The 17,481-nt window shown below is 44.7% G+C and carries 17 protein-coding genes; 4 read left to right on the top strand and 13 right to left on the bottom strand.

The window, feature by feature from the left end; genetic code table 11:
* Nucleotides 1–23: 23 nt before the first annotated feature.
* From TY87_RS08925 to urtA, 11 genes are all read right to left on the bottom strand, one after another.
* Nucleotides 24–731, bottom strand: a complete 708-nt coding sequence (locus tag TY87_RS08925) for an urease accessory protein UreF (protein ID WP_100186813.1) — start codon at nucleotides 729–731, stop codon at nucleotides 24–26.
* A complete protein-coding gene (locus TY87_RS08920; protein ID WP_072840222.1) occupies nucleotides 712–1,155 on the bottom strand; it encodes an urease accessory protein UreE in 444 nt (147 codons plus the stop codon). The genes TY87_RS08925 and TY87_RS08920 overlap by 20 nt, the downstream gene beginning before the upstream one ends.
* Before the next feature lie 50 nt (nucleotides 1,156–1,205).
* Nucleotides 1,206–2,912, bottom strand: a complete 1,707-nt coding sequence (gene ureC / locus TY87_RS08915) for an urease subunit alpha (protein WP_100186812.1) — start codon at nucleotides 2,910–2,912, stop codon at nucleotides 1,206–1,208.
* Nucleotides 2,912–3,229, bottom strand: coding sequence for an urease subunit beta (locus TY87_RS08910; RefSeq protein WP_100186811.1), 318 nt, complete (start codon nucleotides 3,227–3,229; stop codon nucleotides 2,912–2,914). Before TY87_RS08910 ends, ureC begins: the two co-directional genes overlap by 1 nt.
* Before the next feature lie 15 nt (nucleotides 3,230–3,244).
* The gene (locus TY87_RS08905) at nucleotides 3,245–3,547 is read right to left on the bottom strand and encodes an urease subunit gamma (RefSeq protein WP_100186810.1); all 303 of its coding nucleotides are present in this window, start codon (nucleotides 3,545–3,547) and stop codon (nucleotides 3,245–3,247) included.
* Between the two features lie 66 nt (nucleotides 3,548–3,613).
* Nucleotides 3,614–4,534 (bottom strand): urease accessory protein UreD, encoded by a 921-nt coding sequence (locus TY87_RS08900; protein WP_100186809.1) that lies wholly within the window; start codon nucleotides 4,532–4,534, stop codon nucleotides 3,614–3,616.
* A 53-nt stretch (nucleotides 4,535–4,587) separates the two neighbouring features.
* Nucleotides 4,588–5,295, bottom strand: a complete 708-nt coding sequence (gene urtE, locus TY87_RS08895; protein WP_072840217.1) for an urea ABC transporter ATP-binding subunit UrtE — start codon at nucleotides 5,293–5,295, stop codon at nucleotides 4,588–4,590.
* The gene (gene urtD, locus TY87_RS08890; RefSeq protein ID WP_100186808.1) at nucleotides 5,292–6,188 is read right to left on the bottom strand and encodes an urea ABC transporter ATP-binding protein UrtD; all 897 of its coding nucleotides are present in this window, start codon (nucleotides 6,186–6,188) and stop codon (nucleotides 5,292–5,294) included. The genes urtE and urtD overlap by 4 nt, the downstream gene beginning before the upstream one ends.
* Complete coding sequence (gene urtC / locus TY87_RS08885; RefSeq protein ID WP_100186807.1) at nucleotides 6,185–7,318, bottom strand: urea ABC transporter permease subunit UrtC; 1,134 nt, start codon at nucleotides 7,316–7,318, stop codon at nucleotides 6,185–6,187. Before urtC ends, urtD begins: the two co-directional genes overlap by 4 nt.
* Nucleotides 7,315–8,937, bottom strand: a complete 1,623-nt coding sequence (gene urtB, locus TY87_RS08880) for an urea ABC transporter permease subunit UrtB (protein WP_100186806.1) — start codon at nucleotides 8,935–8,937, stop codon at nucleotides 7,315–7,317. The genes urtC and urtB overlap by 4 nt, the downstream gene beginning before the upstream one ends.
* Before the next feature lie 155 nt (nucleotides 8,938–9,092).
* Nucleotides 9,093–10,376 carry an urea ABC transporter substrate-binding protein gene (urtA, locus tag TY87_RS08875; protein ID WP_100186805.1) on the bottom strand — a complete coding sequence of 428 codons (1,284 nt, stop codon included), beginning with the start codon at nucleotides 10,374–10,376 and terminating at the stop codon, nucleotides 9,093–9,095.
* Between the two features lie 814 nt (nucleotides 10,377–11,190).
* Between urtA and TY87_RS08870 the strand changes: the two genes are divergently transcribed.
* The 3 genes from TY87_RS08870 (at nucleotide 11,191) to TY87_RS08860 (ending at nucleotide 12,544) form a co-directional block, all read left to right on the top strand.
* On the top strand, nucleotides 11,191–11,379 hold the full coding sequence (locus TY87_RS08870) for a tautomerase family protein (protein ID WP_100186804.1): 189 nt from the start codon (nucleotides 11,191–11,193) through the stop codon (nucleotides 11,377–11,379).
* Between the two features lie 64 nt (nucleotides 11,380–11,443).
* Entirely contained in the window at nucleotides 11,444–11,884 is a 441-nt protein-coding gene (locus TY87_RS08865) for a GFA family protein (RefSeq protein ID WP_100186803.1), read from the top strand.
* A gap of 258 nt (nucleotides 11,885–12,142) precedes the next feature.
* Nucleotides 12,143–12,544, top strand: a complete 402-nt coding sequence (locus tag TY87_RS08860; protein ID WP_100186802.1) for a DUF6088 family protein — start codon at nucleotides 12,143–12,145, stop codon at nucleotides 12,542–12,544.
* Here the strand turns inward: TY87_RS08860 and TY87_RS08855 are convergent.
* Both TY87_RS08855 and TY87_RS08850 read right to left on the bottom strand, forming a co-directional pair.
* Complete coding sequence (locus TY87_RS08855) at nucleotides 12,541–15,321, bottom strand: tetratricopeptide repeat protein (protein ID WP_100186801.1); 2,781 nt, start codon at nucleotides 15,319–15,321, stop codon at nucleotides 12,541–12,543. The two genes, TY87_RS08860 and TY87_RS08855, sit on opposite strands and share 4 nt — an antisense overlap.
* Nucleotides 15,322–15,487: 166 nt before the next feature.
* Nucleotides 15,488–16,378, bottom strand: coding sequence for a LysR substrate-binding domain-containing protein (locus TY87_RS08850; RefSeq protein ID WP_100186800.1), 891 nt, complete (start codon nucleotides 16,376–16,378; stop codon nucleotides 15,488–15,490).
* A gap of 171 nt (nucleotides 16,379–16,549) precedes the next feature.
* Here TY87_RS08850 and TY87_RS08845 point away from each other — a divergent pair, with 171 nt between their 5' ends.
* Nucleotides 16,550–17,329, top strand: a complete 780-nt coding sequence (locus tag TY87_RS08845; protein WP_100186799.1) for a HalD/BesD family halogenase — start codon at nucleotides 16,550–16,552, stop codon at nucleotides 17,327–17,329.
* The last annotated feature ends 152 nt before the right edge of the window (nucleotides 17,330–17,481 follow it).

Here is a 17,481-nt window from a genome sequence, read left to right as displayed (position 1 = left end):
AATAAATAGGAGCGCCGCTTCGCCTAAGACCGAAACAGCCGTGAATATTGTGTTTCGTGCTGTGCACTGGCAATGGCGATGGCAGGTAACCCTGCGCCGATGCGGTCTTCTTCAATGGTTAACGACATGGCAATGGCATGTCGAATATCTGTCTGTAACTCACCTAGCAATTCTTGCGCTTGTGTTTGCCCAAGGGGGACTAGCTTGGTTGCAGCAGCAATTTGGTTTTCCAACCAAGACCAAGCAAAGCCCAATGAAGCAAGATCAGGTTTTAGGTTCCAATGGCTCGCTGCAATGGCAAACAGGGTGACAAAGCTCATTTCGTCTAAACGCTTAAACGGCGTGTCTATTTGCAAACTGCCCATCAAGCGAAACAAGGCTTCGCCCATGGCGGTGTCGTTTAATCGCAACTCTTTGGTTTCTCGACACGCCAAGACCAAATCATTCAGTTCGAGTAATCGCTCTGTATCCTGTTGTTTTGCCGCCGCCATGCAAAGCTGCAATACGGGCAAATCAATCCGCGCCATAGACTGCTGCAGCTGCAAACCGATCCAATCGGACACTTCAGCTTTGTTTTTTACCCAACCTTGGTCGATGGCGTATTCCATGCCTTGGGAAAAGGCAAAACCGCCCACTGGCAAACCCACACTGCTTAGCTGCAAAAGCCGCAATAAGCTGATGTCAGTGGTGACAATGTTACTGGTGACTGTGTTAGTGGTGACTGTGCCCATGACTATAAGCTCCAGATTCTGGGACAAAAACGCCCTCTTCATGGGTAACGATCAAGCCAAGCATGTGCAGCATGTCTTCTAAAACGTGGTCAGGTTTGATGCGCAACCAGCGTTCACCAATTTGGATTTTGGTGTGGCGATTACCCAAGTGATAACAGGCTTTGGAAAAAGCCTCCCAGTCTTCACAGCTGGCATGGGCGACGTCTTCCACCGCGCCATTAACTTGAACTATCTTGCCGCATTCGGACTTTAAAAACTCACCCACTAACAAAGGTTTACCACGCTCAAGAAAAACTCGAACTTCTTCGTTGTTATCGCCTACCAGTTTTAAACGCCCACGATCACGCTGTTCGTGAGTTAAGGTCACCGTGGTGTGGACTGGATCGTGACAATGTGTGCCTAATCTTTCATAAATATCTAGCATCGTATATTCCTAAAAAAACGTTCCTAAAAGAGTCTCTAAAAAAGACTTCTCTAGAATAATGTATACAGCTGAGCCAAGGGCAAGACTTCCGCAGGCTCACAGGTTAATAATTCACCATCGGCGCGCACTTCATAGGTTTGCGGATCGACGGTAATGTTCGGCAGCCAATCGTTGTGAATCATGTCGAGCTTGGAAATATTGCGTGTGTTTTTGCACGCTACCAAAGTTCGATCCAAACCAAGACTTTCCTTCAAGCCATTATTCAGCGCCGCCTTAGAAACAAAGGTCACAGACGTCGCCGCTGCGGCTTTGCCGAATGAACCAAACATAGGACGATAATGCACTGGCTGTGGCGTCGGAATAGAGGCATTTGGGTCGCCCATTGGCGCACTGGCGATCATGCCGCCTTTAATAATCATCGAAGGTTTCACTGCAAAAAAGGCTGGCTTCCACAACACTAAATCCGCCATTTTACCCGGCTCAATCGATCCGACTTCATGGCTAATACCATGAGCAATCGCTGGGTTAATGGTGTATTTAGCAATGTAACGACGGGCTCGAAAATTATCCGCGCCAAGCTCTTGGTCTTCTGGTAATAAGCCAAACTGCTGCTTCATTTTATGAGCTGTTTGCCATGTACGAGTCACAACTTCGCCTACTCGTCCCATGGCTTGGGAATCAGACGAAATCATGCTGAACGCACCGCGATCATGAAGAATATCTTCCGCAGCAATGGTTTCTTTGCGAATACGCGAATCAGCAAAGGCCACGTCTTCTGGAATATTGCTGTCCAAATGGTGGCACACCATCAACATATCCAAATGCTCGTCTACTGTGTTGCGAGTATAAGGACGAGTGGGATTGGTCGAGGATGGCAAAACATTCGGATTAGAGCAAGCTTGAATAATGTCTGGGGCATGGCCGCCGCCCGCACCTTCGGTGTGATACGTATGAATAACGCGATCTTTAAAGGCGCCAATGGTGCTGTCAACAAAGCCTGATTCGTTCAAGGTATCGGTGTGAATCGCCACTTGCACATCGTACTTTTCCGCGACACTCAAACAGCAATCAATCGACGCTGGCGTGGTTCCCCAATCTTCGTGTAGTTTCAGACCACAAGCACCCGCTTCTAGCTGTTCTTCTAAGGCTTCTGGCAGACTGGCGTTGCCTTTGCCCAAAAATCCCAAATTCATCGGCATACTGTCGGTGGCTTGTAACATCTTGCCAAGATACCAAGGTCCCGGTGTACAAGTCGTCGCTTTGGTTCCCGTCGCTGGGCCAGTGCCACCGCCAATCATGGTGGTGACGCCAGAGGTTAAGGCTTCTTCAATTTGTTGCGGACAAATAAAGTGAATGTGCGCATCGATGCCACCCGCGGTCAAAATAGAACCTTCGCCAGCTATAACTTCGGTACCCGGCCCAACCACAATATCGACGTTATCTTGCACGTCTGGATTGCCGGCTTTACCGACTTTAAAAATGCGGCCTTCTTTGATGCCAACGTCGCCTTTCACGATGCCCCAATGATCCAGCACCAAGGCGTTGGTAATCACCAAATCCACGGCAATATCATTGGTCACTTGGCTTTGTCCCATACCGTCGCGGATCACCTTGCCGCCGCCGAATTTCACTTCGTCGCCATACACGGTGAAATCTTTTTCCACCTGAATCCAGATATCGGTATCGCCTAAACGCACGCGGTCACCAGTGGTTGGACCGAACATTTGCGCGTAACTTTGTCTATCCATCGTCGCCATTATTCTGCTCCTCCCAGTTTGCCCATGACTTCACCACGGAAGCCATAAATGGTTTTCGTGCCGGCGTATTCAACCAACTCCACTTCGCGACCTTGACCGGGTTCAAAACGCACCGCAGTGCCAGACGCAATATTCAAACGAAAGCCTTTCGTCACTGCGCGATCAAAAGACAAGGCAGGGTTCACTTCGTAGAAATGATAATGGGAGCCAATTTGCACAGGTCGATCACCAGTATTTTCGACACGAATTTTCACCGTCTTGCGACCCACATTGAGTTCAATAACGCCTGCGGCTACCTGTATTTCACCTGGAATCATGGAGGTTCTCCTTCCCTAATTTATAGGATTATGAACGGTGACAAGTTTCGTCCCATCTGGGAATGTGGCTTCAACTTGTACTTCATGGATCAATTCCACTACGCCGTCCATCACTTGTTCCGCACTCAATAAGGTTTTACCAAAGGCCATTAATTCCGCCACGGTTTTGCCATCGCGAGCGCCCTCGATAATTTCCATGGTGATGTACGCCATGGCTTCAGGGTAATTCAATTTCAGGCCGCGGTTTAAACGACGTTCGGCAAGCAAGGCGGCGGTAAATACAAGCAGCTTGTCTTTTTCTCTAGGAAGGAGTTCCATTTTAATGCTCCGTTATTTAACTTTATGATTGTTTTTATTGAACCAAAAAAGAGCACTCGCACCTTTTTAGGTCGACCAAATTCTCGGTTCATTAGATTCTTTGTTCATTAATGCGGGACGAATATCGCGCCAGCACTGGATAAATAGCTGTTTCACTTGTTCTGAATCATCGTGAAGGCTGCGAACTAATATGTACTCACCTACCATGCTTACGCCACTTAATGACCCATGTTGGGTACAGTGCTGGCGCAGGGAATCAATCAATTCATCGTGATTGACTGAATCAAACGGCCCCGCAATCATCAAACCATTAATAGGTTTGCCATCTAGTCCGGCTTTGGCGCTAAAAATAGCTCGGCTGTTATCATCTATCACCAATCGCTCACGAACTTTAAGACGACCGCTCTGACGAATCTCAAAGCCTTGCTCTGCGTGGCCTTCGCCAAAATCTTCTTTGTTAGCTGGCAAGCCAAAGCAAGTAATTTCCCAGCCGATAAACTTGGCGTTGTCAGCAAGATCGATGCAGTTTTCAAGGCGAGTATGAGCATTCGGATAAAGAATGGTTTCTTGTGGTAACCATTCCATTAAGCTGTTCTGAGCGACGTTCAACTGGGTAATTTGATGTTGTAGGGTTTTATCTTTACGAGCACGATAAACACGCCCAGCACCTGGAGTAGTGATTAAAACGTGAGTATTTTCGGCTAAGTTTGCCGTAATCGTGAGACGATCCCCCGAAACCAAACCGCCCGGTGGATGCAATAAATAGACGTGCGCAGTATCTCGACCTTCAGGATAAAAAGGCTTCTGCACGTACAAAGGCCCTTTGTGATCACAGGTTTTCAACACGGTACCGCGAGTTGTTTGACAAAAGCCTAAGGTCAGAAACGCATGCCAGTGAGAAGCTTCCCCCGTCACTGGCATGTTTGTTTCTGGCAGCGGCTTTTGGTCGTATTGTTCTTCCAAAGCAAGATTATGTTTATTATTCATTGATGCCCTATAAGCGTCTTTCGCGTGGCTGCTGATTCCAACCAATGCAAAAACTAGACCGCCAAATACTGCTTTATCAAAGTATCGTTAAGGTTCTCCATTTTATCCGCCGCAACAATACGTCCCTTTTCCATCAAACGAAATTCTTTACCCACACGACGGGCGAAGCCGAGCTTTTGCTCTACCAAGATGACGGTCAAACCTTCTTCCGCATTGAGCTTTAAAATCACATCGCCAATTTGCTTAACAATGTTGGGCTGAATGCCTTCGTTAGGCTCGTCCAAGATTAAGACTTTTGGTTCTAATACCAAGGCACGGCCGATGGCAAGTTGCTGTTGTTGTCCACCAGATAAGTCGCCACCGCGACGATGAAGCATGTCTTTCAATACTGGGAAAAGCTCGAAGATTTTCTCTGGGATGTCTTTCGGCGAGTCCTTCGTTCGCTTGCCTCGCACTGGCAAACCAATGCGCAGATTTTCTTCCACGGTGAGCATGGGGAAAATGTCTCGGCCTTGAGGGACGTAACCAATACCTGAGTAAGCGCGTTTTTCTGCGCTTTGCTTGTTTAGCGTTTCGCCTTCCATGGTGATCTCGCCACTTTTGATTGGCAACAAGCCCATGATGGCTTTTAGCAAGGTGGTTTTGCCCACGCCGTTTCGCCCCATGATGCAAGTAATCGAACCGGGGACTATCTCTAAATCCAAGCCCCAAAGAATCTGCGTGCCGCCGTAAAGTTGATCAACTTTGTTAATTGAAATCATGCCTTGGCTCCTGTTTGCGCTTTCTCGCTTGCTGCTTCTTCACCTGCGGCTTCTTCACCAAGATAGACTTCAATAACGTCTTTGTTACTTTGAATCTGATCCATCGTGCCTTCGGCCAACACAGAACCTTGATGCAATACCGTTACCGTGCGAGCAATACTGCGCACAAATTCCATATCGTGTTCGACCACAATAACCGTGCGTTCACCCGCCAGAGACGTTAGCAGTTCAGCCGTTCGTTCGGTTTCTTGTGCTGTCATGCCGGCTACAGGTTCATCGATCAACAAAAGTCTTGGCTCAGCCACCAGCAACATACCGATTTCTAACCATTGCTTTTGACCATGAGACAAGGCGCCCGCCAACATGAATCTATGCTTAGCCAAACCGATGGTTTTTAATACGTCATCAATACGGTCGATTTGTGTCGGTGTTAAACGCGAGAACAAAGTTGGCAATACGCGCTTATCAGTTTTAAGAGATAACTCTAAATTGTCGAACACGGTTTGCTCTTCAAACACGGTTGGCTTTTGGAATTTACGACCAATACCAAGCTGGGCAATTTCAGCTTCGTCTTTATTCAATAAGTTGTGATTTTGCCCAAAGAACACCGTGCCTGAATCACACTGAGTTTTGCCAGTAATCACATCCATCAAGGTGGTTTTACCCGCGCCATTAGCACCGATCAAACAACGTAATTCACCGTCGTTGATATAAAGATTAAGGTTGTTTAGCGCCTTAAAACCATCGAAGCTCAGGTTCAAATCTTCCACATAGAGAATCATATTGTTGTCGACATTGACGGCAGCTTGCTCTGGCGCTAGAAATGGCCATACCTGATCGCGACGAAAAAACTCTCGGGTGCTGTCTAACGTTTTAGAGGGTAAGGTACTCATGCTTGCGACTCCTTATTCATAACTGTATTTCGCTTGGCCTTTAGCTGCCCATACAAGCCCATCAAGCCTTTTGGTAAATACAAGGTAACCAGAACAAACATGGCACCCAAGGCGAACAACCAAGCATCCGGCATAATCGCGGTAAAACGGGTTTTCGCGTAGTTCACCAACAAGGCACCGATCACCGCACCAATCAAGGTGCCACGACCACCCACCGCTACCCAAATCACCATCTCGATAGAGTTGATAGGAGAAAATTCACCAGGGTTGATAATGCCGACTTGTGGTACATACAAAGCACCGGCAATGCCTGCAATCACAGCGGAATAGACAAACAACCATACCTTGTATCTATCGGTACGATAACCAATAAAACGTGAACGAGATTCCGAATCACGAATCGCCAACACCACCTTGCCAAGTCGAGAGGACAAGATCTTCTGGCTAACCACGAAGATCACCGCCAGCAAAATCGCTGTGATCAAAAACAAAGCCACCCGTGTGCTGTCAGCTTGCAGACTGAAACCAAGGATTTCTTTAAAATCGGTCAAACCATTATTGCCGCCAAAGCCCATTTCGTTGCGGTAGAAAGCCAGCAACAAGGCATAGGTTAAAGCTTGCGTCATGATGGAAAGATAAACGCCAGTTACACGAGAGCGGAACGCCAACCAACCAAACACAAAGGCTAAGAGACCGGGAACCACCACCGCCATCAACATGGCGAACCAGAACTGATCCATGCCCAGCCAAAACCATGGCAATTCTTTCCAATCCAAAAACACCATAAAGTCAGGCAGCAAAGGATTACCGTAAACACCGCGATCACCGATTTGGCGCATCAAATACATGCCCATCGCGTAACCGCCCAAGGCGAAAAATGCCCCATGTCCTAAACTCAAAATGCCGCAATAACCCCAAATAATATCCACCGCCAACGCCAGCATGGCGTAGCACAAATACTTACCTAAAAGCGTGATGGTGTAAGTGCTGACATAGAAGATCGAGTCGGCGGGTAAAAACAGATTCGCGGCCGAAGCCAAAATCGTTACACCTAATAAAATCACCACAAATGGCAAAGTGTGTTTGCCCGTCGAGCGCCCTTCAGAAAACCAAGCTGTAAGACGTGTCATTCTGCCGCCCTCCCTTTTTGTGGAAAGAGTCCCTTAGGACGTTTTTGAATAAAGAGAATAATGAACACCAACACCAGAATCGCTGCGAGAACCGCACCAGTGGTTGGCTCAAGAAATTTCGTCGCGATACCCAAAGTGAAGGCCGCAACCAAGGTTCCTAACAAGTTACCCACACCACCGAACACCACCACCATGAAAGAATCGATAATGTAAGATTGTCCCAAGTTAGGCCCTACGTTGGTCAATTGGCTCAACGCCACACCTGCAATACCCGCGATACCAGAACCCAGACCGAAGGTCATAGCATCCACCCAATTGGTTTTCACACCCATGGCTTTTGCCATGTTGCGATTTTGCGATACCGCACGAACGTTTAGACCAAGGGGAGTTTTCTTCAATACAATCACCAAGACGATAAATACCAGCAAGGCAAAAGCAAGAATGTACAAACGGTTCAACGTCAAAGACAACACTGGGTTTATTTCCCAAGAGCCGCTCATCCAGCTAGGCGTAGAAACTTGACGGTTAAGCGGTGAGAAAATCGTCCGCACCAATTGCTGCAAGATCAGACTAATACCGAAAGTAGCGAGCAAGGTTTCTAATGGACGACCATGCAAGCGGCAAATCACCAAACGCTCGATCAACACCCCCATCAAACCCGACACCAAAAAGGCAGCAGGAATCGCTACCCAAATTGAATAATCGATGTAATTCGGCATCATCAACTGCACCACGTACGTCGTGTAAGCGCCGAGCATAATCATTTCGCCATGGGCCATGTTAATAACGCCCATTACCCCAAAGGTAATCGCCAAGCCAATAGACGCCAGCAACAACACAGAGCCAAGGCTTAAACCAAAAAATAACTGATCGACAAAGGCAAAACGATTCGCCCGTTGTGCGATTTTTTCTAAGGCGATATTCGCAGCACTCACCACCGCCGTATTGTCATCACGAGTTAAGGTAGTCAGTAGGTTTCGAACATCGTTTTCTAAACTAGAGGAAAGCTTTTCAATCGCAGCGATACGGTTAGACGCTGCCAATTCCGTTTGTGACGCAGTATTCATAGCCAACGCCAATCCCATAGCGTCTTTTACTTTTTTATTGGTCTCGTTCGGGTAAAGACCTTCTAACACTGCCACTGTGCTACCATCTAATTTGGACAGTAATTCGCGTACGGCATTTTCACGCACGCTTGGCGATTTGGAAGTAAGTTGAATACGGGCAATGGCGTTACGCAAATACCCACGTAAGTTATTGTTCACACGGATTTTGTCGACATCACGCCTATCAATGCCAGCGTTGATTTCGTCAGTAAATACGTCTTTGTAATAAGTTTCGCCGTTGCTTTCGAATTCACCAATGACCTTTTTTTCTGCCTTGATGTAATACAAGTTACCGTTTAGTAAGGTGCGTAGTAGCGGCAGAACGGTTTCATCGGATACGGCTTCGATTCTGACTAAAATAGGCTCCATGTCTTTGATTTTGGCTTCGCCCAACTCTGCAAGCAAAGGGTCCAAAGAAGCCGGTTCAGCCGCATGAGTAGAAAGGGAAAAGAGCCCAAAAAGACAGCAACAAAGCGCAATGCAATGTCTCAAGGTGATACGTCTCAAGGTCATACTCCAAGTGTCGTAGGTTTATTGCGATAGCATTCAAAAACACAACGCTAAAAAGAAGTTAGAAGCTTGTTCGAAGGTAAAAAATAACTCTCTGGCTAACTCGCTAATTAGCCTGCTAGACAGAGAGTCGAGGTTACCCCTGGGAATGGGTCAAATTAGTAATTCTGACCAGAACATGTCTTAGTTTTGGTGTTGTAGTTACCGCACTTGATCGGCGCCGTCCAATCTGAAATCAGATCTTTAGAACCAGGTAAGAAGTCAGACCAAGCATCACCTGCAACCACACCATCTGTTTCCCAAACCACTTCAAACTGGCCATCGTCTTGGATCTCGCCAATCAGTACAGGCTTGCTCAAGTGATGGTTTTTGTTCATTACTGCAATACCGCCAGTAAGGTTTGGTGTTGTTTGACCGATCATGGCTTGCTCAACCGCATCAACATCCGTTGTGCCCGCTTTCGTTACCGCGTTTGCCCACATTTTGAAACCGATGTATGTCGCTTCCATTGGGTCATTCGTTACGCGATCAGGATTTTTTGTGTATGCATGCCAAGCCTTGATGAAGGCTTCGTTTTCAGGCGTGTCTACGCTTTCGAAATAGTTCCAAGCCGCCAAGTGACCAACCAACGGTTTCGTATCTAAACCAGAAAGCTCTTCTTCACCCACAGAGAAAGCCACCACAGGGATGTCTTCAGATGAAATACCTTGGTTACCCAATTCTTTGTAGAAAGGCACGTTGGCATCACCATTGATGGTAGAAACTACTGCTGTTTTCTTACCTTCGCTACCGAATTTTTTGATGTCAGACACTATCGACTGCCAATCAGAATGACCAAATGGCGTATAGTTGATCATGATGTCTTTAGCAGCAACGCCTTTACCTTTTAAGTAAGCTTCAAGAATTTTGTTGGTGGTACGTGGATAAACGTAATCTGTTCCGGCTAGCACAAAACGCTCTACGCCAAGATCGTTCATCAAATAATCCACCGCAGGAATCGCCTGTTGGTTTGGCGCAGCCCCTGTGTAGAACACGTTTTTAGACGACTCTTCGCCTTCGTACTGAACTGGGTAGAACATCAAACCGTTCAACTCTTCCAATACAGGCAATACCGATTTACGAGAAACCGATGTCCAACTACCAAAAATCACATCCACTTTGTCTTTGGTTAATAACTCACGACCTTTTTCTGCAAACAATGGCCAGTTTGATGCTGGGTCAACCACCACAGCTTCGATCTTCTTACCTAGCAAACCACCCTTTTTGTTTTGCTCATCCACCATCATCAAGACAGTGTCTTTAAGCGTGGTTTCAGAAATCGCCATCGTGCCAGACAATGAGTGCAACACACCGACCTTGATTGTGTCTGCTGCTAGCGAAGGAAGCGCAATAAGCGTTGCACCAGAGAGCACAATCGCAGATGTAAGCGTTTTGATTTTCATAGTTGGAGCCGTCCTATTGTGATTTATAATATTGTTGAGTCTTCAGGTGAGGTTTTTAGAAAACGTTCTAACACCTCAAATCCGTAGAGCCAGTATTAAAAAATCATCGATAGAAAGGTATGCGCGAAATGACTTACGGGGATACGTCAAATGACGTATACGACGTTTTTGTTCCCTCCCCTTTCTGCAAGCAAAGGGGTCATACCCCTTTTCCCCCCGATCTTGCCAATTGTAAGTAGGTCGCGGCTTTAGCCCGACGCGGAATTTAAGTTCCATTCGAACGCTTTGTATTCCCAACCTTTATTCCGCTCTTAAATTCAGGAAAAGGCTGGGCGTGTAACTTTTGTCCGGTGCCTAATAAAAGAACGCGCAAAAGTAACCAAAAGGTCTCTTTAAGAGAGATTGCCTCGTAAACCCTTTTGTATAGATGTTTGTCTTCTGACCTAACGCACAGAAGGCATAGATTGTTTTATCTGTTGTAAGGAAGGATATTTTTAACTGACCCTGAAGCTCCATAAGGTCGCGCAACTTCGTCGCGTCGAACTAACTTCTTCGGTGATGCAACTCTTTCGTAGGGCGCGATTAGGGAGGTACGACCGTAATCAGACGATTTAAAGCAAAGCTTTCATTTTCTAAGGTAAGTCGTCCTTTAAGGCGACATCAAGGTTTGTAAGCTAAAAACTGGTAGCTAACTAGAAAGTCTTTTAGTATCAATGACTATTATTGAGTCGGTCACAGCAGCTTTGTTATAACGAAAAATCATTCACCCATTATATTAGGTCAATATTTACTACTATCTTAAAGGAGCAAGTTCATGCCAATAGTAACTATCCAACAATCTCCAGGTCGTAGCAAAGAGCAAAAACAATTATTGATTCAACGAATTACTGAAGCATTTGAAGAAGCCTATGAATTACCACCTGAAGCCATTACAGTATTTTTCCAAAACTTCAATGATGAGCATTGGGGCAAAGCAGGCAAATTGCATTGCAATAGAAAGTGACATTATCGTCCACTCATTGTGTTGAAGAAACAGCAATAGGATCTTATATAAGCGGAGCGTTGAAATGATTGAGAATGCAGTACTTCCACCCTATAAAGGATCGTGTCTTTGCGGTGCAGTAAAATATTCTGTTGATAAAATCGAAAAGGAAATGGCGCACTGTCACTGCTCAATGTGTCGAAAATTTCATGGCGCGGCGTTCGCGACCTTTGGTGAAGCTCGTGCAGAGAATTTTCATTGGCTGTCGGGCAAAGAAAACTTGAAAGAGTATTTGGGCGTCAATGGTAGCAAAAGACTATTTTGTAATAACTGCGGTTCAAGCCTTGTGTTTATGTCATCAAACGACATCGGAGAGTGTGTAGAGTTCTCACTGGGAACTCTAGATTCAGACATACCAAACAGACCCGATGCCCATATATTCATGCATTATTCTGCTTGTTGGAATCCGGTGACAGACGGTTTGCCGCAATATTCAGAAGGCAGAGGCAGTGCCGAAAAAACATAAAGATTAGTTTCAGTTACGGTCTTCTGATTTCCATTCAAACGCTTTGTATTCCCAACCTTTATTTCGCTCTTTAATTCCGACCGTAATCAGACGGTTTAAAGCAAAGCTTTTATTTTTTGTGGTCGTCTTTTTGAAGATAAAGCAATCAGCTTTAACTTAAATATCATCTGGCTTAAACAATAAACTGTTGTCGTATTTTTGCTTTTGTATTTTGTCGCATTTTTGCATACACTAAGAGGCAGTTTCAGGAGGCGTGGTATGACTATATTAGATAAAGTAAAAACGAGAGTAAGGCGTTCTAAGCGTTCTGTATTTTTACGCGCTGATTTTACTGATATAGCAGATTACGACCAAGTAGGACGGGCATTACGTACTTTAGTCCGTGAAGGTAATGTGATGAAAATAGGCTACGGATTGTACGTTCGCGCTAGAGAAAACCGTATCACTGGCAAGCTAATGCCAGACAATCCAGCTGGGACGGATGGTGTTATGATCGAAGTGATGGAAAAGCTTGGCGTTGAATACCAACTGGATGAACTTTCTTCCATGAACATGGTTGGCGAGAGTACACAGATTCCAGCCAACATCAAAATCCGCCCCAAAAGTCAACGTTTTAAACGCAAAATCATAGTAGGAAACCAACGTGTCAACGTTGCTTAACTATTTCGCTCATCGAGCAAGGCTTGCCAACCTTCTAAACCATCTTTTAACCCTAACTGAGTGCTCAAACCTTCCAACGCATCCAATCCTCGTTTGAGTCCAATCGAAGAGGCTATTTGGTAAGCATCCAGCCAAGTGTTAATGGCTTTATCTCGCTGGTTATTCTTATAATAGATATGACCTATATTAAATAAGGTATTGCACAGGCCTGCTTTATTGTCAATTTCCTTTTGAATCGCCAAAGATTGTTCTAGGTAGCTTGATGCCGTGTCTTTGTCTCCTTTGGAAAGAACAATGGTTGCCATATTATTCAGGGTAATGCTTTTTCCTACTTTATCGCCTATCTCTTCTTTTATCTTTAAAGATTGTTTTAGGTATCTTAATGCCGTGTCATTATCACCTTTGGCCTTATAAATTTGCGAGATATTATGCAGCGCAACGCCTACGCCAGCTTTGTCGCCGATTTCTTCTTTAATCACTAAGGATTGCTCAAAGTAACTTAATGCTGTGTCTTTGTCTCCTTTGGAAAAAGCAATATCTGCCATATTATTCAACCCTCCTTTATCGCCTATTTCTTCTTTTATCTTTAAAGATTTTTTTAGGTAACTTAGTGCCGTATCAATATCTCCTTTATCGCTGTAAATTCGCGAAAGATTATTCAATGTAGTGCCTTCACCAACTTTGTCACCGATACTCTCACTAATATTTAAGGATTGTTCTAAGTAGCCTAATGCGATGTGGTAATCGCCTTTGGCTTTATATATTTGAGAGATATTATTCAGTGTAGTGCCTTCGCCAACTTTATTTTCAATACCTTTGTATATGTTTAATGCCTTTTGCAGAGGCGGTAGAGCCTTGTCGTAGTTTGATAGGTGGAGATAAATAATAGCCATCTGGTTTAACGCAGTTGCTTTCGTATAATGATTGCTGGTTTGTAGTAGCGCCGGTAGCCAAGTTTTAAGTGGAATGAGGTAATGGCAATGTAAGGTGAGTTGTTTGACGATACGAAGGGCGACATCATGCTGAATAATTGACTCTTCTTCATTTAGACTGGCGTTGAGTAAGATTTTCCACCATGTGAAAGCAGTTTTATTATCAGGGTAGTCAATTGCGCAGCGATGTAGACTTTGTTGGGTACTGTTTGGGGCGAGTTTTAATGCGTGTATGAGTATGCGACGCTTAGCGGCTGTGGGTTTATTGGTTGGGAGAGTATAGTGTTGTAATAGGAAGTATTCCCCAAGAAGATCAGGTTGTAAGTAACCACCTTGGTGACCAACTAAGATTTCGATGCTTTTCATTGCACTTTCTATTTCTTTTTCTGACCCGATTAGCTGACAGGCAAGTAACGTTTGAATGTTATCTTCTTCTTTTTCCCAATCAAACCCACCTATTAATGTGGCAAAGGCGAGTAGGTCGATAGCTTGGTGGTATTGTTCTTGTGAAAGGTCTGCAAGTAGGCGCTTCCACGCGGCAATTTCCCTTTGGTAGATATTGTCCAATAAATCTAAATGTTGCCATTGACGAATGTCGGAAAAGGAATTGTATGCCAGTGCAATTGCTACCATGCCTAAAAACAGAGGACTGCCTTTTGTAGTGAGTTCATGAATTGTTTCCCAAATCGCGCTGTCTTTTTCAGGAAGTTTGTCACTGGCATCTAAGCTAGATAAAAAGCTGGCAAGCGCTGTTTGTTGGTCCGTTTTATTCAACGGCATCAGTTCAAGTGGATCAGATTGTGTATAAAAAGCATTTTTTCGAACTAAGGCTGCGCTAGATCCTGTGGTAAGGTGTTCCCACCAAGCTTGATTTTTGAACTCCCTTTCTAATATTAAAATTCGCACAGGACAGAGATAATCGTCTTTATGTTGAATTACATGGTCTAACCAATTAGCGATTTGTTTACTATATGAAGCCGCATAATCAATAACTATAATCGTGGGTTGTAACGGCGCCCATTTATGCAAAGCATCATGTACATCGAGTTTTGAGGCGTGTAAAAAACCCACCTCCCAAAGGTAATCATGACGAGCAATGGATTCTAAAGCCAAACGACTTTTACCTATCCCACCTGCACCAGATATGGCCCACCAGCTAAACATGGTTTCTTGATCATAAAATTCGTCAAGTCGATTTAGCTGAGCATCACGGCCAATTAAATCGGAATGTTGCTTAAAGTAGGTCAACCAAATAGCACTGCCTTTTTCTACGTTTTCAGCTTGGGATTTGAGCTGGTCAACGGACTTCAAATCTAAATCGAATGAAAGCAAATCAATAAGGTGATGTAGATTATTACTAATACCAAGTTGTTGCTGATGGTTTTTTTCTTGTGCCAAAAGTAGATGCACTAGACCTTGTTGTTCAGCATTAAGTTGAGTCCAACTTGGTGTTGCTTGTAGCTGCTTTAACTGTTCAGGGTCGGCTACCTGCATAGCGCTTTGATAAGTCTTATCTGTACGAGTTTTCAACGTATCGAGTAACGTGCGGCTCAACTTTTCATACAAGGGTCTGTGGGATAAATTATCATGTAATTTATTTATCCAAGACTGAGCTACCACTTTCCCAAGTTGAGACAGCCTGTTAAGCACAAAAGGAATAATATATTTTAGAGCAAGTCGTGAGGCGGCTTTGTTAATGCCATAATCTTCATGTAACCAATCAGCTAACAGCTTCACACTGTCTTTATCTGTAAAAAAAGCCTCGAATTTAGTGAGCTCTTCTATCACTTGATCGAAAGTTAAATCTACAGAAATATTTGCTTCGTTCTCACCTTGGTTTTCCATGAACTATCCATGCTTAAAATATGTTCTATATAAAGCTAACCAGTACTAAGGGCTTGGTCAACTTGCTTTTTATTAGAACGGACTAATTCATGCTAATTAAACGCCCTTTCTATTAAAGTCCACCAACAATACCAACGGCTTCGTCTTAGTAAAAACTACTATCACCTTAGAAGTCAGCCTCTTCCAACCACTCTATCAATCCCATCGCTCCGTCTTTATTTTTGGTTCTATCTGGGTAGATGAGGTAGTAGGCTTTTCTTAGGGGAAGTGTGATTGGGCTGAGTGTGATGAGTTGCCCTGTTTTCAGTGCGTTTTGGATGAAGAGTCCTTGGCCGAGTAGTAGGCCTTTGCCTTGTATGGCGGCGTCGATCGCCATGCTGAAGAGGTTGAATTGTGGGCCTTTGTTGGTTTTTCGGTTGCGGTAACCTGCGGCGGTTAGCCAGTCTTGCCAGTTGGGTAGGTATGGATTCTCCTCGCCCCAGTCGATATGGATCATTGGTTTTTCAAGTAATGCATCTAAATCCCCCTGTGCTATTCCGTTAACGAGTGATGGACTGGCGACCAGGTGTACTTCGTCTTGGAATAGAAAATCGTGGTTCAGTGATTTGTCTTGTTTACCAAAGCTGATGCTTGCATCACAGCGGCTCAAGTTGAAGTCTACCGATGTATGGCTGGCTTCCACTCGTATTTCTAGGTCTGGGTGTTGTTCCATTATGTGCAGTACTTTGGGCATTAACCACAAGCTCGCAACGGAGGGTAATGTGTGGAGTGTAAAAATCGTTTGCTGCTTTAATTGGTCTAAGCTGGCTTGTCCACGTTGCAGGTTTTCAATCGCTTGGTTGGCAAAGTATAGGTATTGCTGACCTGCTTGAGTCAGTTCCACACCCAGTTTTGAGCGTTCAAACAGCGTTGTGTCTAGATGAGATTCTAGCTGTTTTGTTTGTTGACTGACGGCCGCTGGCGTTATGCACAAGGCTTTTGCCGTTTTCGTAAAGTTGCCTGTGTACGCTGCGTTTATAAAAGTGATTAAGCTGTTCAGGTTAGGCAGTTTTAACATGATGCTCTCGTAGAATGAAGGCTGTGCAAAACGTGGTCACTTATTAACATTATTGTTAAGCAAAAATTAATGATGAGTGTATAAAATATTGATTTAACTGTTTTGCTAACTTCATTAATCTGGACGATATCCTTGGCAATATAAAAGATCAAAAACTAAAGGGGAACACTAATGTCGTTATGCAATATTATTAATGAGACAACTTACCCTATTGAAGATAATGACTTTAGAGAAGATTGTAAAAAGACTTTGGCAGAAAACGGGGCTTTGGTCTTGCCTGATTTCCTCAATCATAAGGCGATTCAAGCCGTTATTGAGGAAGGCGAGGCGAAGAAAGGTCTTGCTTGGTATACCAAGTCTACTCATAACGTTTACTTAACGAATGTCGATCCAAGTTATGATGCTGATCATGCGAGAAATAAGCAGGTCATTTCGTCTAAAGGCTGTATTACGGACGATCAAATTGATGGCGATTCGCCATTACGACGGCTTTATGATTCGGCTGTATTTCGAGCCTTTCTTGCCAGTGTGTTAGACGAAGAGGCGCTGCATAACTACGCTGATAATCTTTCGTCGATCAATTTGCATTACGCCAGCGAAGGCCAAGAGTTAGGTTGGCATTTCGATAACTCGTCATTTGCCATTACTTTGTTAATTCAAAAGCCTGAGAGCGGCGGTATGTTTGAATATATTGAAAACATGCGTGACGCAGATGCTGGAGAGATGAATTATAGCGGTGTTAGTGAGGTTCTCGCGGGACAGAGAAAGGTCAAAGAATTGGCAATCGAGCCCGGTGCTTTGGTGCTTTTCCGTGGTCGAAATGCCATTCACCGAGTCACACCAACACAAGGCGATACCACTCGTATGTTGGCGGTTCTCGCCTATAACTCACAGCCCGGAATTGCGTTATCAGAAGCGGCAAGCAAAACCTTTTATGGTCGAGTGAATTAAGGACAATACGAACGCTTTAAAGCGCTCGCATCATGACTTTGGCATCTTCGCCGTAACTCTCGTTTGCTTGTTGATTCGTCACTTCAACAAAGCCATGTTTTTGCCAAAACGGTACTGAAACCAATAAAGCGCTTTGGAAACCCGCTGTGGTT

Source organism: Marinomonas sp. BSi20584, assembly GCF_002792415.1.
In the GTDB taxonomy this organism is placed as follows: Bacteria; Pseudomonadota; Gammaproteobacteria; order Pseudomonadales; family Marinomonadaceae; genus Marinomonas; species Marinomonas polaris.
This window is presented reverse-complemented; position numbering and strand designations above follow the sequence as displayed.

Coding starts and splice junctions, on each gene's coding strand:
- TY87_RS08865 (WP_100186803.1), top strand. CDS start 11,444: ATGATTGAGAATGCAGTACTTCCACCCTATAAAGGATCGTGTCTTTGC.
- TY87_RS08905 (WP_100186810.1), bottom strand. CDS start 3,547: ATGGAACTCCTTCCTAGAGAAAAAGACAAGCTGCTTGTATTTACCGCC.
- TY87_RS08845 (WP_100186799.1), top strand. CDS start 16,550: ATGTCGTTATGCAATATTATTAATGAGACAACTTACCCTATTGAAGAT.
- TY87_RS08870 (WP_100186804.1), top strand. CDS start 11,191: ATGCCAATAGTAACTATCCAACAATCTCCAGGTCGTAGCAAAGAGCAA.
- TY87_RS08920 (WP_072840222.1), bottom strand. CDS start 1,155: ATGCTAGATATTTATGAAAGATTAGGCACACATTGTCACGATCCAGTC.
- urtB (WP_100186806.1), bottom strand. CDS start 8,937: ATGACCTTGAGACGTATCACCTTGAGACATTGCATTGCGCTTTGTTGC.
- TY87_RS08860 (WP_100186802.1), top strand. CDS start 12,143: ATGACTATATTAGATAAAGTAAAAACGAGAGTAAGGCGTTCTAAGCGT.
- urtA (WP_100186805.1), bottom strand. CDS start 10,376: ATGAAAATCAAAACGCTTACATCTGCGATTGTGCTCTCTGGTGCAACG.
- TY87_RS08855 (WP_100186801.1), bottom strand. CDS start 15,321: ATGGAAAACCAAGGTGAGAACGAAGCAAATATTTCTGTAGATTTAACT.
- urtD (WP_100186808.1), bottom strand. CDS start 6,188: ATGAGTACCTTACCCTCTAAAACGTTAGACAGCACCCGAGAGTTTTTT.
- TY87_RS08850 (WP_100186800.1), bottom strand. CDS start 16,378: ATGTTAAAACTGCCTAACCTGAACAGCTTAATCACTTTTATAAACGCA.
- urtE (WP_072840217.1), bottom strand. CDS start 5,295: ATGATTTCAATTAACAAAGTTGATCAACTTTACGGCGGCACGCAGATT.
- TY87_RS08925 (WP_100186813.1), bottom strand. CDS start 731: ATGGGCACAGTCACCACTAACACAGTCACCAGTAACATTGTCACCACT.
- ureC (WP_100186812.1), bottom strand. CDS start 2,912: ATGGCGACGATGGATAGACAAAGTTACGCGCAAATGTTCGGTCCAACC.
- urtC (WP_100186807.1), bottom strand. CDS start 7,318: ATGACACGTCTTACAGCTTGGTTTTCTGAAGGGCGCTCGACGGGCAAA.
- TY87_RS08900 (WP_100186809.1), bottom strand. CDS start 4,534: ATGAATAATAAACATAATCTTGCTTTGGAAGAACAATACGACCAAAAG.
- TY87_RS08910 (WP_100186811.1), bottom strand. CDS start 3,229: ATGATTCCAGGTGAAATACAGGTAGCCGCAGGCGTTATTGAACTCAAT.